This window comes from Rhodococcus sp. JVH1, assembly GCF_000280725.2.
In the GTDB taxonomy this organism is placed as follows: Bacteria; Actinomycetota; Actinomycetes; order Mycobacteriales; family Mycobacteriaceae; genus Rhodococcus_F; species Rhodococcus_F jostii_A.
This window is the reverse complement of record NZ_CP166289.1, coordinates 4,717,967-4,741,255: the sequence shown is the minus strand read 5'-3', so window position 1 is coordinate 4,741,255 and position 23,289 is coordinate 4,717,967. Positions and strand designations below refer to the sequence as shown.

Sequence of the window (23,289 nt, the reverse complement as noted above, 5' to 3'; positions counted from 1 at the left end):
TGACGGTGATCGGTGCGGGCGATCCTGGCCGTGCCGGTGTTAGCCTCCCCATTTAGTCAATTAAATTGATCAATTTGGTTGTACGCTTTGCTCATGATCACCGAACAGGCCACCGCGCAGGTCCTGCGGGAAGCGCTGCGCCCGATCTGGCGACAGCTCACCGCAGGCAGGTCGATCTCGGTCGGCAAGATAGGGGTGCTCGCCTACCTGTCGAAGCACGGACGAACGTCTGCGTCGACACTCGCGGCGGCCGAGAGGATCAGCCCCCAGGCGATCGCCACGGCCGTGCGCGAACTCGAGAGTCTCGGTCTGGTTGCACGGACGCCCGATGAGCAGGATCGACGCCGGATCTGGATCGAGCTCACCGATGCCGGCCGGGAGAGGCTGGCGCAGGAGCGGTCGAAAGGCCTGGACTGGCTGGAACACGCCATCGCGGAACGGCTGACGGACGAGGAGAAGAAGACTCTCGACTCCGTCGTCCCGATTCTGCGCAAGTTGGTGGATGATGCCCCCGGTTACTGAGTCCACAACGAGTCCCCGATTACTGCCGGCCCTGGCGTATGCCGCCCTGACGACCGCGATCGTCAGTTCACTCGGCATGCTCCTGGTGCCCACGATCTCCCACGACATGCACGTCGAGGTGAGCACCGGCCAATGGATGCTCACTGTCAACCTCCTAGGGCGTGTCTCCCAATGATTTGGGGTGTTGTGCTGCAGACTCTTCGCTGTGGCAGACGTTGTTAATCGGTTTGAGGTGTTGACGGACAAGCAGTGGGAGTTGCTTGCGCTGCTGTTGCCCAGTTCGGATGGGCTGCGGGGGCGGAAGTTCCAGAACAGCCGGCTCGTGGTGGAGGGGATGCTCTACCGGCTGCGTACCGGGCTCCCGTGGCGGGATCTACCTGCGCATTTCGGCCCCTGGAAGACGGTGTGGAAACGGCACCGACGCTACGCCGGGGATGGAACGTGGGATCGGGTACTCATAGCCCTGGCGGCGATGGCCGATGCCGGTGGCGACCTGGATTGGGCGGTGTCGGTGGATTCCACCGTGGTGCGGGTGCACCAGCACGGCGCCAACGCCGCGCGTGACACAGGGGGATCTACCGAATTACACGAATCTGCTTGACGAACCGGTCGATCACGGCATCGGCCGGTCCCGCGGCGGGCTGACCTGCAAAGTCCACCTGGCATGCGATGGCGACGGACGTCCCTTGTCGGTGCTGGTGGGTCCTGGCCAGGCAGGCGACAGCCCGATGTTCGGCCCGCTCCTGGAGGGCATCTGCGTGCCGCGCATCGGTGGCGGCGCACCCCGCACGCGCCCGGACGAGGTCCGTGCCGACAAGGCGTACACATCCAAGGCCAATCGAGAACTGCTACGCAGCAAGGGCATCAAGGCGGTCATTCCCGAGAAGTCCGATCAGGTGGCCAACCGCAAGAACAAGGGCAGCGCGGGCGGTCGGCCACCGAACTTCGATGCCGAGTCATACAAGGGCCGCAACGTGGTGGAAAGGGCCTTCAACAAGGCAAAACAGTGGCGAGCGGTGGCAACCCGGTATGACAAGCTTGCCCTGACTTACCGGGCTGGATTCCTTCTCGCCGGCATCGTCGAATGGCTCAAACTATTGGGAGACATGCCCTAGTCGGCGCGGTCGCAACACCGATCATGGGCCGGCTGAGCGACGGCCCCCACAAGAAGCGCCTGCTCCTGTTCTCCCTGACCACGATCCTCGTCGGTTCGATCGTCGCGGCCGCCGCTCCCAACTTCACCGTCTTCCTCATCGGGCGCGCGTTGCAGGGACTCACCTACGGAATCGTTCCGGTGACGATCGCTCTGGCCCGCCGCTATCTCCCCGAGAACCAGGCCCGGCTCGGCATCTCGAGCCTGTCGGTGACGGTGACGACGGGCCTCGGACTCGGATACCCCCTGACCGGCATCCTCGCCGATCTGCTCGGGTTCCGTTTCGCCTTCTGGTTCGCGGCGCTGTTCCTGGTCACCACCATCCTCGTCGTCTGGCGTGTCGTTCCCGCAGGCCCCGACGAGCAGGCACCACGCAACACCCTCGACGTCCCGGGCGCACTGCTGGTCGGGACCGGACTCGCGTCGCTCCTCGTCGCCGTCAGCGAAGGCTCCCGGTGGGGCTGGGGCTCGCCGTGGACACTCGGATTCTTCGCCGGGGCGGCGACACTGCTGACGGCGTGGTCCCTCGTCGAACTGCGCACCCCGTATCCGCTGATCAACCTGCGAGTATTGCGCAACGGTGACGTGCTGGTCGCGAACAGCACCGCGATCGGCCTCGGCGCCGCGATGTACATCGGACTCTCGATCGGCAGCCTCATCGCCCAGGCGCCCGCTTCCACCGGATACGGCATCGCGCTGCCCCTGTTCTGGGCCGGATTCGTGATGCTTCCCCTGTCGGTGGCGAGTTTCGGCGCGAACCGACTCGTCCGCGCGGTCTCGCACCGGATCCGCATGAGGACTCTGCTGCTCGTCGGTGCAGGCCTCGTGACGGCCTCGAGCGTGCTCCTCTGGGTCGCCCACAACGCGCTGTGGGAAATCCTGATCGGGATGTTGGGGTTCGGGGCCGGGATGGGCATGACGTACGCGGCGATGCCGGCCCTGATCGCCCGCAGCGTCGCCGACACCGAACTCGGCAGCGCCGTGAGCTTCAACCAGGTGCTGCGCACCGTCGGCGGTTCGTTCGGCAGCGCCCTCGCAGGTGCGGTGCTCGCCGCGAACCTGGCACCGGACCTACTTCCCACCGAAAACGGAATCAGGCTCGCTCTCGCCGTGGGTGCCATTGGGTGCGCGATCGTCTTCGTCGCACTCCTCGTCAATCACGTGATGTCGCGTCCGCCGACCCCGCTGTCGGAGCCGGCGGACGCGCGTATCAGTCGGGGCTAGGGCGTGTTTCCCAATCCCTCTCGGATGCACCTGGCGATTGGGCGCCAGAAGCGCCGAAATGGGGATTAGGAGATACGCCCTACACGCCTTCGACGATGGCGGCCATTCCCTGCCCGCCACCGATGCACATCGTGAGAAGCGCCTTGCCGCCGCCCCGTCGCCGCAATTCATGCAGCGCGGTGGTCGTCATTCGGGCGCCGGTCGCGCCGATGGGGTGTCCGAGCGAGATCCCGGACCCGTTGACGTTGAGGCGGTCTCGGTCCTCGAATCCCCATTCCTTCAGGACGCCGAGCACCTGGCACGCGAAGGCCTCGTTCAACTCGATCAGCGTGAAGTCGTCGAAGCTCGCGCCCGTCCTGCTGAACAGCTTGGACGTGGCCGCGACCGGCCCGAGCCCCATCAGCGCCGGTTCGCACCCGGCGGCGGACCACCCGGTGAGGAAACCCATCGGCTCGAGCCCGAGTTCGTCGAGTTGATCTTCGGCGACGACGAGCATCGACGACGCGGCGTCGTTCTGCTGACTCGCGTTGCCCGCGGTGACGACACCGTCTTTGAGAGCACTCCGCAGGCGCGCCAAGGTCTCGGGCGTGGTTTCCGGGCGGATACCCTCGTCCCGCGCCACGACGGTGACGTTTCCCTTCCGGTCGGTGATCTTGACCTCGGTCACCTCGTCGTCGAACTTTCCTGCCTCCCAGGCGGCGTGGGCCTTGGCGTGGCTTTCGGCGGCGAACGCGTCCGACTCCTCACGGCCGATTCCGCATCGGGTCGCGACGTTCTCGGCGGTCTCGATCATGCCGCTGATCTTCCCGAACCGCCATTCCGGCTGGGAGCGTTCCCGCCCGCGGTCGAGGCGGTCGTACAGGTTCAGCGATCCGGCGCGGGTGCCCCAGCGGGCACCGGTGGTGTAGTGCTCGATGTTGCTCATCGACTCGACGCCGCCGGCGAGCACGACGTCGGCTGCACCGGTCTGCACCATCATCGACGCGGTCACGAGGGCCTGCAGGCCCGTGCCGCACCGGCGGTCGGTCTGCAGTCCGGCGACGCGGATCGGCAGTCCTGCCTCGAGGGCCGCCCACCGTCCGATGCACGGGGCCTCGGAGTTGGCGTACGACTGCCCCATCACGACGTCCTCGATGAGAATCGGGTCGATCCCGGACCGCGCCACGGTCTCCTTGATCACGGTCGCGGCCAACGTCTCTGCCGGGACGTCGCGCAGTGCGCCGCCGAAACGACCGACCGCGGTGCGGACCGGGGCGACCAGTGCTGCTCTTCGCATGTGTTCTTTCCTTGTGTCTCAGGCAACCAGGACGCGGACCGTTTCGGCGACGCACGCCGGCTTGTCCGCACCCTCGATCTCGATGGTGTATTTGACGACCACTTGCGCGCCCTGCTTCGTGTGCTCGAACGATACGATCTCGCCACCGGCCCGCACCTTCGCCCCGACCTTCACCGGCTGGGGGAAGCGAACCTTGTTGAGACCGTAGTTGATCACCAGCTTCACGCCGTCGACGCGCATGAGGTCGGCGCCGAGTTTCGGCAGCAGCGACAGCGTGAGGTAGCCGTGGGCGATGGGGGCGCCGAACGGGCCCTCGGCGGCACGCTCGGGATCGACGTGGATCCACTGGTGGTCGCCGGTGGCGTCGGCGAACACGTTCACGCGTTCCTGCGTGATCTCGAGCCAGTCGCTGTGGCCGAGATGTTCGCCGACTGCGGATTCGACGTCGTCGATTCCCTGGAATACGCGCATGACACTCTTTTCGGGTCGGCCCGGAACCGGGCGGAAGTGGAAACGGCTAGATGTTGACGTTCTCGAACACGGCCGCGATGCCCTGCCCACCGCCGATGCACATCGTCTCGATGCCGTAGCGGGCCTGGCGACGGTCCAGTTCACGGAGCAGATTGGCCAGGATGCGACCGCCGGTGGCGCCGACAGGGTGACCGAGGGAGATGCCGGATCCGTTGACGTTGAACCGGTCTCGCATGTCGGACTCGTCGAACTTCCACTCCCGCGCGCACGCCAGCACCTGCGCTGCGAACGCCTCGTTGATCTCGAGGAGATCGATGTCGTTCAGGGTGAGCTTCGCCCGGGTGAGGGCCTTGTCGACGGCCGGCACCGGGCCGATGCCCATCCGGTTCGGCTCCACTCCGGCGACACCCCAGCTCACGAGCCGGGCGAACGGGCGCAGGCCCAGACGTTCCGCGTTCTCGGGGGTGGTCACGATCGCGGCAGCGGCAGCGTCGTTCTGGCCGCACGCGTTCCCCGCGGTCACTGTCGCCTCCGGGTCGACGCGTGACCGGATGGGCCGCAACGCCGACAACGACTCGGCCGTGACATCGCGGCGCGGGTGCTCGTCGGTGGTGACGACGACGTCAGCCGTGCCGCGCTTGCCCGGCACCGTCACCGGGATCGTCTCGGCGTCGAACAGGCCGCCGTCCTGGGCGCGGATCGCACGCGCGTGGGATTCGGCGGCGTACGCGTCCTGCTCCTCACGGCTGATCGAATACTCACGGCGCAGGTTCTCCGCGGTCTCGATCATGCCGCCCTCGACGGGGAAGTTGACGCCGCCGGAATTGGTGCGGGGCTTGGCCAATCGATCGTGGAATTCCACCGACGCACCCTTGACGCCCCAGCGCATTCCGGTGCTGTAGAACTCGGTCTGGCTCATCGACTCGGCGCCGCCCGCGATCACCAGATCGCTCATCCCGGTCTGCACCTGCATGGCCGCGTAGATGACCGCCTGCAACCCGGAGCCGCAGCGGCGGTCGAGCTGGATGCCGGGCACCGTGACGTCGAGGCCGGCGTCCAGCGCAGCGATCCGGCCGATGGCCGCAGCCTCGCCGTTGGCGTAGCCCTGACCGAAGATGACGTCGTCGATGTCGTCGGACGTGATCGACGTCCGTTCGATCAGGCCCTTCAACACCGTCGAGGCGAGGGTGGTGACGGGGATGTCGCGGTACATGCCGCCGAATCCCCCGACGGGGGTGCGGACGGGTTCACAGATCACTGCGTCGTGCATGGGCTCAGAGTGCTTTCTTCGCTTCGCGGACGAGGCCGCCGCCGATGATCAGGCGCTGGATCTCGCTGGTGCCCTCGTACAGGCGCAGCAGCCGGACCTCACGGTAGATCCGTTCCACCGGAACGTCTCTCATGTATCCGGTGCCGCCGTGGACCTGCACCGCGAGGTCGGCGACCTTGCCGGCCATCTCCGTGCAGTACAGCTTCGCCACCGACGGGGCGATCCGACGGTCCTCACCGCTGACGTACTTCTGCGCCGCGTCCCGCACCAGCGCGCGGCCCGCGGACACGCCCACCTGCTGGTCGGCGAGCATCGCCTGCACCAACTGGAAGTCACCGATCGGGGTGCCGCCCTGCTTCGTGACCGCCGCGAAGGCGACGGACTCGTCCAGCGCCCGCTGAGCGCTCCCGACGGCGAGAGCGGCGATGTGCACGCGGCCCCGCGCGAGCGACGTCATGGCGGCGCGGTAGCCGGCCTCCTCACTGCCGCCGACCAGGGCGGATTCGGGGACGCTGACGTCGTCGAACGCGACCTCCGCGGTCCAGGCACCCTCCTGGCCCATCTTCTTGTCCTTCGGCCCGACCACGACACCGGCGGTGTCGGCGGGAACGAGGAACACCGCGATGCCGGTGCCGGTCTCGTCGGCGGGACGGGTGCGGGCGAAGACCACGAACAGATCGGCCAACGGTGCATTGGTGATGAACCGTTTGGTGCCGTTGATCGTCCACTTGCCGTCCTTCAGGACGGCGCGGGTGGTCAGGCCCGCCGGGTTCGACCCGGCCTCCGGCTCGGTCAGTGCAAACGACGCGACCACGTCACCGGACGCGATGCGCTCGAGCCATTCTGACTTCTGTTCGTCCGTACCGAAATTCACCAGCACCTGGCCGGCGATCCCGTTGTTGGTGCCGAACATCGACCGCAACGCCAGGCTCGTGTACCCGAACTCCATGGCCAGTTCCACGTCCTGCGTGAGGTCGAGTCCGAGCCCGCCCCACTGCTGCGGGATGGCGTACCCGAACAGACCCATCTCCGCCGCCTTGCGGCGAATGTCGTCCGGAATCAGGTCCTTTTCCGCGATTTCATTTTCCCTGGGAATTACTTCCTTCTGAATAAAGGTTCTCGTCTGCGCGAGAATGTCCTTGAAGTCTTCGTCACTCACTTCGCGTTCAGCCATGAAGGTGAATATCCAGCAACCCGGCCTCGCTGTCAAGCGAGTGCCGCGAACGAGAACTTGCAGCGCAGACGGCATTTACGACCCATAGGAAGAGGGCAACTGTCGGTTTCCTTCAGCGTCTTTGACCACGGCGGCCCGAGGGACTTCAATAGGTGTCAGTGTCCGGAGGAATTGTCCGGCATATTCACGAACAATGAAATTTCCCGGCGAGATGGAACTCGATATTCGACATGGTTGGCAGACCCGAGGACGCACTCCTCTACAAGGGCTACACCGTCGATCCGCACGAATTGGAACAGCTGTTGCTGTCACGACGAGGCATTCTCGATGTCGTGGTGGTCGGCCGCTCCGTTCCCGGGGTCGGGGAGATGCCCGTCGCTTTCGTGGTGGCAGAAACCACGGCGCGCATCACCGCCGAGGAACTGATCGAGTTCGTGGCGGCCACGGTGCCGCCGTACAAGAAGGTGCGCGAGGTGGTCTTCGTCGACGAGTTGCCCCTGTCCCCACGGGGTGCGGTCCTGCGGTCCGCGTTGCGCGACCGTCTGAATGACGTGCACGCCGAGCAGAGTACGGAGAAATGATGAATACGGGACAGGTGGAACAATGACACGACTGGCGCAGACCGCCGGGCTCACGGACACCCAGGGCGAGATCGTCTCGGCGGTGCGGGAGTTCGTGGACAAGGCGATCATTCCGCAGGCGCAGGAGCTCGAACATTCCGACACGTACCCGACGGCCATCGTCGAGCAGATGAAGGAGATGGGCCTGTTCGGGCTCACGATCCCCGAGGAGTACGGCGGAATCGGGGAATCCCTCCTCACCTACGCACTGTGCGTCGAGGAGATCGCGCGGGGCTGGATGAGCGTGTCCGGGGTGATCAACACCCATTTCATCGTGGCGCACATGATCGCGAATCACGGCACACCCGAACAGAAGGCCCACTACCTGCCACGTATGGCGACGGGTGAACTGCGCGGCGCGTTCTCGATGTCCGAGCCCGAACTGGGTTCCGACGTCGCCGCCATCCGGACCAAGGCGGCCCGGGCAGCGGACGGCAACTACGTGATCGACGGCCAGAAGATGTGGCTGACCAACGGCGGGTCGTCGACGCTGGTGGCGGTGCTGGTCCGCACCGAGGAGGGTGCGGCGAAGCCCCACGACAACCTCACCGCGTTCCTCATCGAGAAGCCCGCCGGGTTCGGCGAGGTGCTTCCCGGGCTCACGATCCCCGGGAAGATCGACAAGATGGGCTACAAGGGCATCGACACCACCGAGATGGTGTTCAGCGGTTACCAGGCCGCCGCAGACACGATCCTCGGCGGCGACCCGGGCCGCGGCTTCCGGCAGATGATGGACGGCGTCGAGGTCGGCCGCGTCAACGTCGCCGCCCGCGCGTGCGGGATCGCCCAGCGCGCATTCGAACTCGGCGTGAAATATGCGAAGACTCGGGAGACGTTCGGGTCGCCGATCGCCGAACACCAGGCCATCGCCTTCCGGATCGCGGAGATGGCGACCAAGGTCGAGGCCGCACACCTGATGATGGTCAATGCCGCGCGGCTCAAGGACTCCGGCGAACGCAACGACGTCGCCGCCGGGATGGCCAAGTACCTCGCGAGCGAGTTCTGCTCGGAGGTGACGCAGGACAGCTTCCGGATCCACGGCGGCTACGGCTATTCCAAGGAATACGAGATCGAACGCCTCATGCGGGAGGCACCGTTCCTCCTCATCGGCGAGGGAACCAGCGACATTCAGAAGCAGATCATCAGCCGCGGGCTGCTGCGGTCGTACAACTGAGGAAGGAAGAATCAATGACACTTCTCGAGGGACGGGTCGCCGTCGTCACGGGCGCGGCCCAGGGCATCGGTTTCGAGATGGCCCGGAAGTTCGCGAGTGAGGGCGCGTCGGTCGTCCTCGGCGACATGCACGCCGAGAACGTCAAGGCCGCCGCCGGAAAGCTGGAAGCCGACGGCTTCCAGGCCGTCGCCGTCGCCTGCGACGTCACCGATCCGGATCAGATGCAGAACCTGGGAAAGACGGCGATCGACGCGTTCGGCGCGATGGACGTGTGGGTCAACAACGCCGGCATCACCCGCGACGCAACGCTGCGCAAGATGTCGCTCGCCGATTTCCGCTCCGTCATCGACGTGCACCTGCAGGGCGCGTGGCTGGGCACCCAGATCGCGTCGATCGCGATGCGGGAGGCCGGCAAGGGTTCCATCGTGAACATCTCGTCGATCTCGGGCAAGGTCGGCATGGTCGGGCAGACCAACTACAGCGCCGCGAAGGCCGGCATGGTGGGCCTGACCAAGGCGGCCGCGAAGGAGGTCGCCCACCTCGGGGTGCGGGTCAACGCGATCCAGCCCGGCGTGGTGAACACCGACATGATCCGCGCCCTGCGCGCCGACATCATCGAGGCGAAGCTCAAGGAGGTCCCGATGGGCCGCGGTGCCGAGCCCGAGGAGATCGCGAACGTCGCACTATTCCTCGCGTCCGATCTGTCCAGCTACATGACGGGCACCGTTCTCGAAGTCACCGGAGGACGTCACATCTGACGTCCGGCGGATCGACGGGTCGTACGCAGTAGTCTGCACTGGTGGAGTCGCGTCACGTCGAGTACTTTCTCGCCACCGTCGACAACGACGGCCTGGCGCTCGCGGCCGAGGCCCTGGGCGTCACCAAGCCGTCGTTGTCGAAGGGGCTGCGCAATCTCGAGCGTGACCTCGGCGTCGAACTGTTCCACCGCGTGGGCCGCGGCCTGGTGCTCAGTGCGGCGGGAAAGGCATTCGTCGGTCCGGCGCGGAAGATCGTGCGAGACCTGGTGGCCGCCGAGAGCTCACTCGTCGACCTCTCGGGACTGCCGCGCGGCCGACTCGACATCTGCGCGTCCGCGCACGTCGCGGAAGGCCCCGTCACGGAACTGATCGGGTCCTTCCGCAAGCAGTATCCCGGCGTGGTCGTCCGGCTCGCCGACTTGCGGCCGATCGACGTCATCGCGTCGCTGATCCGCGACGGACACTGCGAGATCGCCTTCAGTCATTTCCCCTTCGCTGCAGCCGGATTGACGACGCGCGTCCTCGGAATCCACGAGTACTGGCTGGTGGTTCCGCACGACGCCGAGATCGACTGGCGAGATCCGTTCCCCCTCGACGACCTTCCGAATATTCCCGTGGTGGGGTTGCCCAAGGAGTCGTCGTCGCGCACCGTCATCGAGAAGGCACTGCAGGCCGCTGGGAGCCGGACGATCATGTCGGCCGTCGTCGAACAGCGGGAAGCCGTCGGCGCGTTCGTCGTCGAGGGCGTGGGAATGTCGTTCATGGAACGCACCCTCGCGGAACGGGCCGCGGTCGGCGGCGCCCGGATCTGCACCCTCGACCCGCCGATCACCGTCCCGTACGGGGTGATCTACGACGAAGCCCGGCTGTCTCCGGCCGGACGCGCGTTCCTCGACACGCTCGCGCCCTGAGCCTCGTCGAGCGCGGCGATGAACGCCGCCGCCGCGGGCGGAAGCGGATCCGGTCGATGGACGAGACCGATGGTGCGCACCTCCGGCGGTGCGAGCGAGCGCACCACGACCCCCGGCAGTTCCTGCTCGGCGACGCGCCGCGGCAGCAGGGTCGCCCCCGCACCCTGGACAACCAGTTCCCACATCGACTGACGATGCGCACACTCGACGGCGATGTTGTTCACCGGCAGTCGTGGCCGCGACCCGATCTCGACGATCATGGGAATGTCGGCAAGCAGGTCGACGGGCACCGGATCGGGTAGCTCGATCGCCAGATCGGCGTGGAGTGCGAGCACGATTTCCTGTTCCCCCACCATCCGGAACTCGAGCCCCTGGTGGTCGACGAGCAGTTCGGTGAGGCCGAGGTCGCACTCACCCGACCGGACCGCGCGGCCCACACCGTCGGGAACGTCCGCCGACACCGTGGCCAGGACCACGCGCGGGTACTGTCGATGAAACCGGCCGACGATCCGCGGAAGCGGTTCGGCGGCAAGAGAATTGAGAACTGCGATCGTGAGGGTGCCGGACCGCAGTTCGGCGACGTCGTGCACGACGGCCCGCGCCCGCTCCACATCGGCGAGGACCTGCCGCGCCGCATGCGCGAACGACGTGCCCGCCGGGGTGATCCGCAGCTTCCGTCCTCCACGATCGAACAGTTCGACACCCAGATCGCGTTCGAGAGTCCGGATCGCCTGCGACAGCGAAGGCTGCGCGATGAACAGTGCCCGCGCGGCCTCGGTGATGCTGCCGTGATCGGCCACGGCGACGAGGTACTCGGCGTCCCGGATGTCCACCAGTCGAGTCTAGCGGCCACGCAGTTCACCCAGGCCACGCAGTTCGCCGAGGCCACGGCCGGCAGTCGAGTGTCGCGACCTAGACGACCTGCCGCCCGTTCGCGCGGAGCCGATTCCAATCGTCGATGTCGTGATTGACGCGCACCGTCGTATTCGGTTGGCTGCGCAGCAACTTCAGCTTCTTCAGTGATTCGATCGTGTCGGCTGTGTCGGAGTCGGCCGGCATGCCGTCGCAACAGCTGATGTTGTCCTGGATGTGCGCGACGTCGCCGGACAGGACCAGTGTGCTCCCGTCCGGCAGGCGGAGCTGCAGCCCGAGTGAACCCGGTGTGTGCCCGGGCATCGACAGCACGACGACACTTCCGTCCCCGAACGCCTCCTCGGGACCGGAAGGGAAGAGTCGCGCTCATCGAGGGAGCTACGCCACGCATGATATACAAAGCGCCGCGCATCACTAGCATTTTATATATTCTGTACTATGCACTTGCAGGCTGTAGCGGAATCGGGCGCAGAACCACTCGGAGGTAGCAGATGACGCCGACTACCGGTGTTCAGGCATTGAAAGAACTCATCGAGCCGGAACGACTGCTGATCGACGGTTCGTGGGTGCCCGCGGCCGAGGGCGCATCGTTCCCGGCGATCGATCCCGGTACCGGAGAGCAGGTGGCCCGGGTCGCCGAAGGCTCCGAGGCCGACGTCGACGCCGCGGTGTCCGCCGCCCGGCGCTCCTTCGACGAGGGGCGGTGGCTGCGGTTGTCGGGCCAGCAACGGTCGGTGATCCTGTGGCGCATCGCCGAGACCCTCGAGAACCGGGCCGACGAACTCGCCGCGCTGGAGAGCATGGACGCGGGCATGCCGGTCTCGCAGGCGCGTCTCATGGTCGGCGAGGCCGTCAACCAGTTCCGGTACTTCGCCGGCTGGGCCGACAAGGTCGAGGGGAAGAGCGTCGAGATCGGGCCCGCCGACATGCGTTTCCAGGGATACACCCGCAAGGAAGCGGTCGGGGTGGCCGCACTGATCGTGCCGTGGAACGCGCCGATCGTCGCGATCGCGCAGAAACTGGCGCCCGCGCTCGCCGCCGGGTGCTCGTGTGTGCTCAAACCGTCGGAGGAGGCGTCACTGACCGCGCTGGCCGTGGGCCGGCTGGTCCTCGACGCGGGACTGCCGCCCGGCGTCGTCAACGTCGTCACCGGATTCGGGCCGCGGGTCGGCGCTCCGCTCGCCGCGCACCCCGGCGTCGACAAGGTGAGCTTCACCGGGTCGACCCAGGTCGGCAGGCAGATCGTGCAGGCCGCGGCAGGCAACCTCAAGAAGGTCTCGCTCGAACTCGGCGGCAAGTCGGCGATGATCGTGCTGCCCGACGCGGACCTCGAGACCGTGATCCCCGGCGTCGGGATCGGGATCTTCTGGAATTCCGGCCAGATCTGCACGTCCGGCTCCCGGCTGTTCGTCCACCGCGACATCGCCGATGAGGTGGCCGACGGGGTCGCCGAGTTCAGCCGAAACCTGAAGGTCGGTTACGGCGCCGACCCGGACGCCGACCTAGGCCCCCTCATCTCACAGCGCCACCTCGACCGGGTGAGCGGTTACGTCGAGGGTGGGATCGCGGCCGGGGCCCGGGTCGTGGCCGGCGGCAAGCGGATCGGCGACAGAGGCTACTTCTACGAGCCGACCGTGGTGGTCGACGCCGACCCCACGATGGCGATGATCCGCGAGGAAATCTTCGGTCCGGTGCTCGGCGTCATGACGTTCACCGACATCGACGCGGCCGTCGCCGCCGCCAACGACACCGAGTACGGCCTCGCCGGCAGCGTCTGGACGCGGGACGTCGCCCGCGCCCATTCGATCGCTCATCGGTTGCGGGCGAGCCGGATCGGCATCAACGTCCACCGGGCGGGCGGTGTGCAGATGCCCGTCGGCGGTTACAAGCAGTCCGGCTGGGGCCGCGAGAACGGTGCCGAGGCGCTGGCCGAATACCTCGAGACGAAGTCCGTGGTCACCCGGCTCTCCGACTGACCCCAGAACATCCCATCCACCGACCCCAAGGAGAAGCATGAGAACCCGCGGCGCAGTCATCCGCCAGATCCCCGGCGAACTCGAGGTCATCGACCTCGAGGTGGAGGATCCCCGCGAAGACGAGGTGCAGGTCAAGCTCGTCGCGAGCGGCATGTGCCACTCCGACGACCACCACGTCACCGGGGACATTCCGGTCGGCATGTACCCGTTCGCCCTCGGCCACGAGGGCGCAGGCATCGTCACGAAGGCCTCCTCCAACTACAAGGGCATCGAGGTCGGCGACCACGTCGTCTTCTCCGCGATCCCGTCCTGCGGCCACTGCCGCTGGTGTTCGAGCAATCTGCAGAGTCTGTGCAATCTCGCCGCCGGCATCCTCGCCGGACCGCGCTGGACGGACGGCACGTTCCGGGTGCACACGACGGACGGGACGCCGGTCGGTCAGATGTGCGGGATCTCGACCTTCCTCGAGACCACGACGGTCTCCATCAACTCGGTGGTCAAGATCGACAAGGACATCCCCCTCGACAAGGCCTGCCTCGTCGGATGCGGGGTGAGCACCGGCTGGGGATCGGCGGTGAACCTCGGCAACGTCGAACCCGGGCACACCGTCATCGTCATGGGCATCGGCGGACTCGGATCCGCCGCACTGCAAGGCGCCCGGCACGCCGGAGCGTCGCACGTCATCGCCGTCGACCCCGTCGCCTTCAAACGGGACAGCGCGAAGACGTTCGGCGCGACCCACGCCGTCGCGACCATCGAGGAAGCGGCCGAACTCGCCAAACAGTCCACCAACGGGCAGGGCGCGGACGCCCTCGTCATCACCGTTGGCGTCCTCGAACCCGAACACGTCGCCCAGGCACTGGCCGCGGTCCGCAAGGCCGGCACCGTCGTCGTCACCGCCGTCGGCGAACACTCCCGCGTCGGTCTGCCGATCCCGATCGCCGACCTGACCCTGTCCCAGAAGCGGCTGCAGGGATGCGTCTTCGGCTCGACCAACGGCACCTGGGACGTCAACCGGCTGCTGAACATGTACAAGGCCGGCCAGCTCAACCTCGACGACATGATCACCAGCACCTACCGGCTCGACGACATCAACCAGGGATACCGCGATCTGAAGGACGGCAAGAACATCCGAGGCGTCATCCTGTTCGACTGAGGGTACGACCGTTCGAGAGCGAGGGACCGCCCGGGACGATCCCGGGCGGTCCCTCGATTACTCCGGAGCGACGAGTGAGCGCGGTTCCACGCTCGACATCTCGGTCTCGACGGCACGGGTGACGCGTATGAGAGCCGTCGCCACCACCGCCGCCAGCACGAGAGGCACGATGACCGCGAGGTACATCGTGCGCGGCGTCATCACGCTGAGCGCGTAACCCGCGATGATCGGCGACAGAATGGCTCCACCGCGCGCGACACCCATCATCGCGCCGTATCCCTTGGCACGGGCGAGCACGGGGTAGACCGCCGTCGAGGTCGAGGTGTACCCGGACATGGCGGCGTAGGTGCCGCCACCGAGCAATCCGGCCATCGCCAGTGCGAACGGGCCCTGGAGCGTGACCGCGAAACCCGCAATGGCCACGGCGGACACGACGGAGGTGACGAGCGCGATCCGCGCCCCGGGGAACCGCAACCCGAAGGCACCGAACAAACATCCCCCGACGACCGCACCAAAGCTGATCATGATGCCGGAGAGAGCGCCGCTGCCCGCGTCACCACTGGCGTCCTTGATGAGCTGCGGTGTCCAGGTGCTCACGAAGTAGTACCCGGCGGTGAGCATCGAATACCCGAACGCCAGGAGCACGGTGCGAGATCGCAGTTCCCTGCCGAGCAGGCGGGTCGCGCGCTCCGGTGCGGCGACTGCCGGATCGGACTGCTCCTTCGTGCCCTTCCGGGCGAGGAAGTCCTCCGATTCGCGGAGGAACGCGACGGTCACGACGAACGACACGACCCCCAGAGCCGAGCCGATCCAGAACATGCCCTGCCATGCCCCACCCGCCACCGAGACGAGCCCCGCGCCGGCGAACCCGGCAAGCATCGTGCCGAGCGGGTACCCGATCATGACCAGCCCGAGCGCCACACTTCGCCGATTGGGCGGGACGGCCTCCTGGCACAGGACGATGATGACGACGCTGATGGTCCCGATCGCGATACCCGTGACGAACCGGGTCACGAGAAGCGTCTCGAAACCGGTCGAGAGCGCCGACGCCGCCAGTCCGACCGTGTTGACGGCAAGGCCGGCCAGAAGGACGCGTCGTCGGCCGACGACATCCGCGAAGCGGGCGAGGCCGATCGCGCCCACCGCCATTCCGGCCAGCGCGGCGCTGATCAGATAGCCCTTCTGCGGATTGGTGGCAAACCCTTCCGGTAGGTGCGGCATCGCAAAACCCATGACGAGGACGTCATAGCCGTCCAGCATGTTCAGGAACATGCAGAAGAACACTGTCGCAATCTGATACGGGCGCACACCCGCCCTCGCCGTCCCATCCTTCGTACCGGTCATCAGGTCCCTCTCACTCGACTCGTCGACGTGTCCTTTTGCGCATGCCGTCGGAACGTCAAACCCCACCCCGGAGCATGCGATCTGGGTCACAGTGAGAGTAATATATGATGCGTTCTGGATTATGTCTATGCGCTGCACGAGCCGGCCAGGGTTCGAGCACCGGCTCGCGGGAATGGGTTTCGATCCGGTGAACACCCGACAGCGACCAACGGATCGGTCTCGACTGACCGTCGGCGTGGACCAGACCGACGACCTCGCCGTGCGAACGCAGCGGAGCCACGATGTACGACGTGCACCCGGACATCGAGACCAGTTGCCAATTCACCCGCGGATTGTGGGTACGAACGGCCATCATGCGAATCTCTTTAGCGACATACCTATAGGCGTTCGGCGGAGTGGCAGCCCTATGTGGGAAGGGATCGTCAACCGTGCGGATTTTCGGACCGTGCGTCGATGCTGTGCCCTACGATTCGCATTCGGCTTCCCCACTGCGGCGGAGTCTGTGCTGGCGGCTCGCTGATATCAGACCCGCCGTCGGTGGGTGCGCCGGCGGGTCTGATTCCTCGGCCGAATCCGAAGCCTGATCGGACTACATCCTTACCCCATCAACCGAGGTTGATGTAGACCGCTTTCGGGTAGAGGTAGCTTTCAACATGCTCTTTGGCGCCCTTCCAGCCGTACCCGCTCATTTTTGTGCCTCCGAATCCGACGGCAGGATCGAGTACGCCATAGCAGTTGACCCAGACCGTGCCCGCATTGATTCCGCGTGAGACCTGGTGTGCAGTAGCCAAGTTCTGCGTCCACACCCCACCAGCCAGTCCGAAGGGTGTGTCGTTGGCGATGCGCAGCGCATCCTCGGGTTCATCGAATGGGATCACGGATGCGACGGGACCGAAGATTTCTTCTTGCGCGATCGTCATCTCGTTGGACGCACCCGCGAATACGGTTGGCTCCACGAAGAAGCCATTCGCAAGTGCTCCCCCGAGTCGGTTACCGCCGCTGGCCAACTGCGCACCTTCGCCTCCGCCGATGTCGATGTAGTTCATGACGCGGTCGAGTTGACGCTGTGAGATGAGGGGGCCGAGTTGCGTGTCCGGGTCCAGTCCATCTCCGACTTTGATCGTTTTCGTGAATTCTTGCATTCGCTCTACGAATTCGTCGTGGATCGAGCGCTGAACGAGTATGCGTGTGCCGGCGACACATACCTGACCGCTGTTGGTGTACACGCCCATGGACGCACCAGGAACAGCCTTGTCCAGATCGGCATCGGCGAAAATGATGTCCGGTGATTTGCCTCCCAGTTCCAACTGGAGACGCTTGAGGTTGCCTGCAGAGGCTCGGACGATCGACTGGGCCGTGCCGATGGACCCCGTGAACGCGATCCGGTCGACGTCCTTGTGTTCCGCCAATGCCTGTCCCGCATCGCGACCGTATCCGGTCACGACGTTGATCACACCGTCGGGCAGACCGGCTTCCGACATCAACTCCGCCACCCGCAATACCGACAATGATGCGTCTTCGGCAGGCTTGAGAACCGCGGTACAACCGGTGGCAAGCGCCGGCCCGAAGATCCACCACAGACCGATCAACGGTCCATTCCAGGGAATGATGCCACCGACCACACCTACGGGGGCGAGGCTTCGTAGGGTGAGGAAATCACCGGGCAGCGAGTTCTCTGGAGTCGCCACGGTTCCGGCGCCACACTGTGAAGCGAAGAAGTGCAGAACTTGCGAGGTCCACTCTGCGAGACCCTTCGTTCGCGACAACGGAGCACCCATGTCGAGGGTTTCGATCAGAGCAAGTTCCTCGAAGTTCTCCAGAACGAGATCGTGAATCTTCAACATCAACTTGCGACGCTGGTGCGGAGTCCACCGGCTCCACTCACCTTCGAAGGCCGCCCGCGCGGCCGAGACTGCGAGATCGATGTCGGTGCTGTCACTTGCTGCGATCTCGCATATTTTTTCGCCGGTAGCGGGATTGACGACATCTAGTGTTCTTCCGGATGCAGCGTCGACCCACCTTCCGCCGATGAGGTTCTGTTTTCTACCCGCGATGAAGTCGGGATGGTGGTGTGAAATCAGTTCTTGTGTAGTCATAATGACTCCTTCTTGTTCTACCGCGTTCGCGTGATGTCGCGTGAGTTCGGACGGGTACGTATCAGTCGAACTCGAAGACACCCTTGCCCGCGTCTTGCTTGTCGAACCACTCGTAGGCCTCCGCTGCCTGATCGATCGTCCAACCGTGCGAAAAGAGATCGTCGACCGGCAGATTGTGGGAGACAATGTAATCAGCGCAGCGCGCTTGTTCGATGGACGACATGGTCCACGAGGTCATGACCGTCCACTGCTTCTTGTATACGGCTTGCGTCGTGAATTCCACCTCGCCGGGCAATCCTGTGAAACATGCCCGGCCGAATGTCCCCAGCACGCTGAACGCGTCTTTGGTCGCCCGGCCGGACGTCTCCATCACGACATCGGCCAGACGCCCACCGGTGTAGTCACTGATCACGTCGAACAACGATTCCTCGCGAGAGTTGACGACGACGTCGGCACCGAAGTGTTTAGCCCTCTCCAACCGCTTCGCATCGATGTCTACGCCGATTACGGTCGCACCCATCGAAGCCGCAAACATCGTTGCGGACAGTCCAACTGGTCCTTGCCCGATTACAACGGTGACGGTGTCACTGACTCCACCGAGTCGCTTGATCGCACCCCAGGCAGTTCCTGTACCGCACCCGATCGCCGCGCCCGCTTTGAAGGACACACCGCTGGGCAGCGGCAGTATCGACGTAACCGGTACGACTGCGAACGGTGCATGTCCCCCGTTGACGTGGACGGCCATCGTCTTGCCTTGACCTGATTCACACATCTGTGGCCAGCCTGCGCGACACCGCCTGCACATACCGCAGCCGAAGTAGTGGTGGATCATGACGCGATCGCCGACGGTTGCGGCGGTGGGCGCGACACCTTCACCGATTGCGTAGATCTCTCCGCACGGTTCGTGCCCCTGGATTACAGAGTGGTCGAAATCGAAATTTCCGTGGTAGAAGTGCAGATCCGATCCACACATACCCGAGGCGCGGATCTTGACGACCACCTCGCCAGGGCCAGGTGTCGGCTCCGGCATGTCCTGCAGCACCGTAGTGCCATCACCCGGGAACAATACGCTCTTCATCACTGTGCCTTTCCACGCAACGCATCGGTACCCGCAACGTCGACCCGCAGAGCTTCCGGGTCGTTGCGTGGGTCACCGACGACGACGACGCCGTATTGTGCTGCAGCAGCGTCGATACTGACGTACTCGTTACGTACGTCGGCCAGAACTCGTTCGGGGTCTCGAGCGAAGGGATCACCCCAGCCCCCACCTCCGTTCGTCAAACAGCGCAGGATGGTATTCGGTGCGGTCGCCCACACCTGCCGGCTTGCAAAATAGTTGTACTCGCCGTTCTCGGGGTCGAGCGCATGCGTCGACGGATTGAGAACGCCGGCGACCGGTTCGCTGTGAACGTATGCGCTATCTGCGGTATCGATGAGGCCTTTCGCAGGAGCGTCGGTCGTCGGCGGGAAAAGCCACATCGCCCCGTTCGGTCCTGCATTGCCTCCGTTGGCGCCGACACCGCTCGGCTTCTTCGTCCGGAAGGGAGACAGATAGTGCTGGCCGGCCGTCAGCCACAGAGTATCTTTCAAATTCGCCGCTCCGCCTCGGAACGTGCCCGGGCCGCCCGTGTCGATCGCGTGCTCTTTCCGCAGAACGACGACCGGTGAGTCGTGTTCGATCGTTTCGGTAGCAGGGTCGAGGTTGTTGAGAGTCAGGAGCACGGTGTAGCTGTCGCCGTCGCCGGCCTTCGATGCACCCCACGGGCCGTGCTCCCCTCCGCACTGGGTCGCGCTCGTCCATGGCGTGCCGTCCGGCCGAACGCCTGAGGCATTGTGGGTATTGGTCGAACCGTAGTCCCCGCCCACACCCTGCACTCCGAGAACAGGATTGAGCGCATCGAAGATGGCCGACGCGATCGCGCCCGACGCCTCCCAGAACATCATGATGCCGCCGTCCGGGGGCAGCGAGGAGACGATAGTTCCAGCGGGAGTGGCGATGTCGATGTTGCGCCAGGTTCCGGATGTGAACGGAACTTTCGGATCCAGCAGGATGGTCAATGCGACACCCACTGCAGTCTTGGCATCGAGTACCCCGCAGTTGATGCATGTGCGCGCTTGAGCCGAGGTCCCCGACAGATCGACCTCGATATCATCTCCTCGTTTGCGCACCAGCACACGGACCGTGTAGTCGAGGGTGTCGTCCAATCCGTCCGCGTCGATCAGCGCAGAGCCGGCGTAGTCGCCGTCGGGAACGCGTCCGATAGCGTCGCGCATTCGTTCCGCCGACGTGTCGCACGAATAGTCGAGGGTCCCCAGGTAGGAATCGAGTCCGTAGCGGTCGATGTTGTCCAGAATCAACCGCTCCCCAAGCTTCAATTGCTGATAGATGCTCTTGAAGTCCGGGAGCAGCATTCCCCCCCATCGGGTGTTGTCGAAGATCAGACTGAAGGTGGATCGGACCGGCTCGTCTTCCGACCACAACAACATCGGTGGGATGACGAGGCCATTCTCGTAGACGTTCGATTTGGTGGCCGAAAATCCACCCGGCACCGTGCCACCCATGTCCAACTGGTGGGCGCACAGGTTGACGTAGGACACGATCTTTCCGTCCACGAAGACCGGGCGCGTGAATGCGACGTCATTGACGTGCCTGCCTCCGCGGTACGGATCGTTGCAGATCAGGACATCACCGGGGCGCAGATTTTCGGGACCGTACTCCTCGACGGCGTTGCGAACCGCGTCACCCATCGTTCCCAGGAAGACGACGAGGCTGTTGCTCACAACGGCCATCGGGTAGTCCCGGTCCGCCGGCCCACTGATCGTGCACGCGAAGTCGTACCAATCGCGGATGATCGGAGAGAACGCTTCTCGCATGAAGCCGGTGGACATGTGCTCGACGGCGTATCGGAGCCGGTTCAAGATCACGGATGCGCTGAAGCGGTCGCACCCGTAAGTGTCCTTGAATTCGCTGTCGCTGAGGTCGCGAAGTCGCCGAGTCGATTCCGGCGACACGGCCGGGACGGTCAGAGTGGACATAGTTATTTCCTCCGAATGATCAGTTCGCCGTACTCGCCGACGGTCACCTGCTGGCCGGCGCCCACATGTGTGGTGGACAGTCCCTCGTCGATGATGGTCGGGCCGGAAAGCACATCACCCGCGCGCAGCGTCGACCGCGCGTATACATGGGCCTCCTGCGCGCCGTCGCCGCCTCCGTCGATGTCGCCGAGGAAACGCAACGTGGTTGTGCGTACTGGAAGTAGGGGCTCGTCGGCTCCGCGAACGGGGACCCGGGGGAATTCGATTTTCGACGTCTCGACCACGGCGCGTATCCGAAATGTCACGCCTTCGACCGGCATGGCTTCGAAACGGTTGCCTGAACGACTCTCGTACGTGTCGTGGAACGACGTCACCATCGTTGCTACGGCGTCTGCGTCGATCACCCCGTCGGGTACCGGCACAAAGGGTGTATCCCAACTTTGACCGACAAGGTGCGCGTCCATGCTGCGGAGGAAGGTCACCGCGGTGGTATCGCCCACCTGTTCGCGGAGCTGAGCTTCCATCTCGGCGAACACGGCGTCGATCGACGATGCCTTGTCCGGCGACAGAAGCAGGTAAGCGCTCCGGTTGACCGTGAACACCTGTTCGGCGGCCAACAAACCGATCGCCGAGAACAGACCAGGATTCGGCGGCACGATCACCTGCTTGCAATGCACGGTGTCGAGAACGGCGGGTAGCAACATCGGTCCGGCTGCACCGAAGGCAACGAGGCTGTAGTCACGCGGGTCGACACCGTTCTTGATGGCGACATTGAACACGCCCTCGGCCATGTTGTTGACCGCCATCTCGTACGCATAGCGGACTCGCTGTGCGAGGCTGAAGTCGGTGTCGAGCCCTTCGAACGCGCGCTCGGAGGCCGCGATGTCGAGATCGAGTTCGCCGCCGGCGAAACCTTCCGGCTCGATGATTCCGATCATCAGACACGTGTCTGTGGTCGTCGGCACGGTACCGCCGCGCCCGTAGCAAGCTGGGCCGGGCTGTGCCCGTGCGCTGTCGGGACCGACCAGAATCTCCCCGGACTGGCCGATCGCGACGATGCTTCCGCCACCGGCGCCGATGCTGGAGATGTCGTTGGCAAGGGCGTTGACGACCAGATCGTGTTCCAGCTCGAAACTGGTGTTGACGAACGGAGCCCCACCCGTCACTACGCTGATGTCGCAAGAGGTTCCGCCGACGTCGGCACACAGTAGGTCGTTTTCACCGATGAGGTCGCCGAAATGAGCGCATGCGACTGTGCCTGCGGCCGGTCCCGAGAACACGATCCTGAACGGCAGGTCCATTGCGCGCGAGGCGGGAACGAGGGTCGCCGCGCAGTCTGCGAAGTTGAGTTGGCCGGTGAAGCCGAGCTCGGTCAACCCTTCTCCCAAGCTTGCCGAGTACTTGGTGTAGATGATTTTCATCAAGGTGTCGATCACGGTCGTCGATGCGCGTGCGTACTCCTTGGCGAGGGGCGACACCTCACTGGAGATCGAGCACGGGACGTCGCCCAGCACCTCGCTTACCAGCTCACGTAGCCGGATTTCGTGGGCGGGGTTGACGTACGCATTGATGAGGCAGATCGCCACCCCGGTCACATCGCACCTACGCAGAACTTCTAGCTCCGCACGGGCCTGCTCCTCGTCCAATTCGAAAAGCACGCTTCCATCCGCAGTAAGCCTTTCGCGGATGCCTCGGCGGAGGTAGCGATCGACGATCGGCCTCGATGCGTCACCGAAGCTACGGCGCCAATGCGGATCGAGAATTGCTTCTGCGGGTCGCCAGACGCGTCCCATGTCGAGAATGTCGCGATGCCCCTCGGTGGTCAGGAAACCGATTTTGGGCAGCTTTCGAGTGATGACCGCGTTGAGGCCGTGCGTGCTGGCGTGGTTGAAGACATCCGAGCCTTCGACTCCGAGCAGCTGTGCGCCCTTGAGTACTGGTCCCGCGACCTCGGTGTAGTCGGTAGACACCTTGGTGGTCAGAATCTTGCCGTCGCGCCATGCGACGACATCGGTGAAGGTGCCCCCTACATCGACTGCAATCATATTTCGTACTCCTCGAGGGTTGGCGATTAAACGAGATCGGCGAGCAGCTGGATGTGTCCAAGACGCGACCACCGCTCACGCTCCACGGAATGGAGACAGTTCTGACACTTGACGACTTGGAGCCAGCCGGTCTCGGCGACGACGGGATACGCGCGCAGCCGCTCCTGCCCGCATCGGGGGCATGCCCCTTCTCTCGCGAACCTCTCGACT

The 23,289-nt window shown here is 65.0% G+C and carries 21 protein-coding genes and 1 pseudogene; 10 read left to right on the top strand and 12 right to left on the bottom strand.

The window, feature by feature from the left end; translation table 11 throughout:
* Positions 1-93: 93 nt before the first annotated feature.
* The 4 genes and pseudogenes from JVH1_RS21905 to JVH1_RS21890 all read left to right on the top strand — a co-directional run bounded on the left by JVH1_RS21905 (position 94) and on the right by JVH1_RS21890 (position 2,899).
* Positions 94-522: a MarR family winged helix-turn-helix transcriptional regulator gene (locus tag JVH1_RS21905; protein WP_009475772.1), complete on the top strand. Its 429-nt coding sequence runs from the start codon at positions 94-96 to the stop codon at positions 520-522.
* Positions 506-679 (top strand): annotated as a pseudogene (locus tag JVH1_RS21900) (MFS transporter); the annotation flags it as partial. The gene JVH1_RS21905 and the pseudogene JVH1_RS21900, both read left to right, overlap by 17 nt.
* A 48-nt stretch (positions 680-727) precedes the next feature.
* Positions 728-1,637 (top strand): IS5 family transposase gene (locus tag JVH1_RS21895; RefSeq protein ID WP_255284983.1). Its coding sequence is split into 2 segments (ribosomal slippage): positions 728-1,078 and positions 1,080-1,637, totalling 909 coding nucleotides; the frame shifts between segments, so codons are not numbered across the junction.
* Positions 1,607-2,899, top strand: coding sequence for an MFS transporter (locus JVH1_RS21890; RefSeq protein ID WP_371113022.1), 1,293 nt, complete (start codon positions 1,607-1,609; stop codon positions 2,897-2,899). Before JVH1_RS21895 ends, JVH1_RS21890 begins: the two co-directional genes overlap by 31 nt.
* Positions 2,900-2,978: 79 nt before the next feature.
* Here JVH1_RS21890 and JVH1_RS21885 read toward each other — a convergent pair whose 3' ends face one another.
* Genes JVH1_RS21885 through JVH1_RS21870 form a run of 4 tightly spaced genes read right to left on the bottom strand, consistent with a single transcriptional unit; the run spans position 2,979 to position 7,090 of the window.
* Positions 2,979-4,175, bottom strand: coding sequence for an acetyl-CoA C-acetyltransferase (locus JVH1_RS21885; protein ID WP_009475775.1), 1,197 nt, complete (start codon positions 4,173-4,175; stop codon positions 2,979-2,981).
* Between the two features lie 18 nt (positions 4,176-4,193).
* Positions 4,194-4,646, bottom strand: coding sequence for a MaoC family dehydratase (locus tag JVH1_RS21880; RefSeq protein ID WP_009475776.1), 453 nt, complete (start codon positions 4,644-4,646; stop codon positions 4,194-4,196).
* A 46-nt stretch (positions 4,647-4,692) separates the two neighbouring features.
* Positions 4,693-5,916 carry an acetyl-CoA C-acetyltransferase gene (locus JVH1_RS21875; protein ID WP_009475777.1) on the bottom strand — a complete coding sequence of 408 codons (1,224 nt, stop codon included), beginning with the start codon at positions 5,914-5,916 and terminating at the stop codon, positions 4,693-4,695.
* A 4-nt stretch (positions 5,917-5,920) separates the two neighbouring features.
* The gene (locus JVH1_RS21870) at positions 5,921-7,090 is read right to left on the bottom strand and encodes an acyl-CoA dehydrogenase family protein (protein WP_009475778.1); all 1,170 of its coding nucleotides are present in this window, start codon (positions 7,088-7,090) and stop codon (positions 5,921-5,923) included.
* A gap of 230 nt (positions 7,091-7,320) precedes the next feature.
* Between JVH1_RS21870 and JVH1_RS21865 the strand changes: the two genes are divergently transcribed.
* From JVH1_RS21865 to JVH1_RS21850, 4 genes are read left to right on the top strand one after another with little or no spacing between them, the layout of a single operon-like run.
* Positions 7,321-7,671, top strand: a complete 351-nt coding sequence (locus JVH1_RS21865; protein ID WP_009475779.1) for a 4-coumarate--CoA ligase — start codon at positions 7,321-7,323, stop codon at positions 7,669-7,671.
* Between the two features lie 22 nt (positions 7,672-7,693).
* Positions 7,694-8,884, top strand: a complete 1,191-nt coding sequence (locus tag JVH1_RS21860; RefSeq protein WP_005568547.1) for an acyl-CoA dehydrogenase family protein — start codon at positions 7,694-7,696, stop codon at positions 8,882-8,884.
* Positions 8,885-8,898: 14 nt separating this feature from the next.
* Positions 8,899-9,642, top strand: a complete 744-nt coding sequence (fabG, locus tag JVH1_RS21855) for a 3-oxoacyl-ACP reductase FabG (protein WP_009475780.1) — start codon at positions 8,899-8,901, stop codon at positions 9,640-9,642.
* 41 nt (positions 9,643-9,683) lie between these two features.
* The gene (locus JVH1_RS21850) at positions 9,684-10,553 is read left to right on the top strand and encodes a LysR family transcriptional regulator (RefSeq protein ID WP_009475781.1); all 870 of its coding nucleotides are present in this window, start codon (positions 9,684-9,686) and stop codon (positions 10,551-10,553) included.
* Here JVH1_RS21850 and JVH1_RS21845 read toward each other — a convergent pair.
* Positions 10,493-11,386, bottom strand: coding sequence for a LysR family transcriptional regulator (locus tag JVH1_RS21845; protein ID WP_043779517.1), 894 nt, complete (start codon positions 11,384-11,386; stop codon positions 10,493-10,495). The two genes, JVH1_RS21850 and JVH1_RS21845, sit on opposite strands and share 61 nt — an antisense overlap.
* A 79-nt stretch (positions 11,387-11,465) precedes the next feature.
* Positions 11,466-11,729: a hypothetical protein gene (locus JVH1_RS21840; RefSeq protein WP_371113021.1), complete on the bottom strand. Its 264-nt coding sequence runs from the start codon at positions 11,727-11,729 to the stop codon at positions 11,466-11,468.
* A 188-nt stretch (positions 11,730-11,917) separates the two neighbouring features.
* On the opposite strand from JVH1_RS21840, the gene JVH1_RS21835 reads away from it, so the two are divergent.
* Both JVH1_RS21835 and JVH1_RS21830 read left to right on the top strand, forming a co-directional pair.
* On the top strand, positions 11,918-13,402 hold the full coding sequence (locus JVH1_RS21835) for an aldehyde dehydrogenase (protein ID WP_009475784.1): 1,485 nt from the start codon (positions 11,918-11,920) through the stop codon (positions 13,400-13,402).
* A 37-nt stretch (positions 13,403-13,439) separates the two neighbouring features.
* Positions 13,440-14,558, top strand: a complete 1,119-nt coding sequence (locus tag JVH1_RS21830; protein ID WP_009475785.1) for an NDMA-dependent alcohol dehydrogenase — start codon at positions 13,440-13,442, stop codon at positions 14,556-14,558.
* 57 nt (positions 14,559-14,615) lie between these two features.
* Here the strand turns inward: JVH1_RS21830 and JVH1_RS21825 are convergent, their stop codons facing one another.
* The 6 genes from JVH1_RS21825 to JVH1_RS21800 all read right to left on the bottom strand — a co-directional run bounded on the left by JVH1_RS21825 (position 14,616) and on the right by JVH1_RS21800 (position 23,151).
* Positions 14,616-15,902: an MFS transporter gene (locus JVH1_RS21825; RefSeq protein ID WP_043779518.1), complete on the bottom strand. Its 1,287-nt coding sequence runs from the start codon at positions 15,900-15,902 to the stop codon at positions 14,616-14,618.
* Positions 15,903-15,957: 55 nt separating this feature from the next.
* Positions 15,958-16,338: a GAF domain-containing protein gene (locus JVH1_RS21820; protein WP_371113094.1), complete on the bottom strand. Its 381-nt coding sequence runs from the start codon at positions 16,336-16,338 to the stop codon at positions 15,958-15,960.
* Positions 16,339-16,507: 169 nt separating this feature from the next.
* A complete protein-coding gene (locus JVH1_RS21815; RefSeq protein ID WP_009475787.1) occupies positions 16,508-17,998 on the bottom strand; it encodes an aldehyde dehydrogenase in 1,491 nt (496 codons plus the stop codon).
* A 61-nt stretch (positions 17,999-18,059) separates the two neighbouring features.
* Complete coding sequence (locus JVH1_RS21810) at positions 18,060-19,076, bottom strand: zinc-binding dehydrogenase (RefSeq protein ID WP_043779519.1); 1,017 nt, start codon at positions 19,074-19,076, stop codon at positions 18,060-18,062.
* Complete coding sequence (locus tag JVH1_RS21805; protein WP_009475789.1) at positions 19,076-21,034, bottom strand: hydantoinase B/oxoprolinase family protein; 1,959 nt, start codon at positions 21,032-21,034, stop codon at positions 19,076-19,078. The genes JVH1_RS21810 and JVH1_RS21805 overlap by 1 nt, the downstream gene beginning before the upstream one ends.
* A 2-nt stretch (positions 21,035-21,036) precedes the next feature.
* Positions 21,037-23,151, bottom strand: coding sequence for a hydantoinase/oxoprolinase family protein (locus tag JVH1_RS21800; protein ID WP_237735160.1), 2,115 nt, complete (start codon positions 23,149-23,151; stop codon positions 21,037-21,039).
* Positions 23,152-23,289 lie beyond the last annotated feature (138 nt).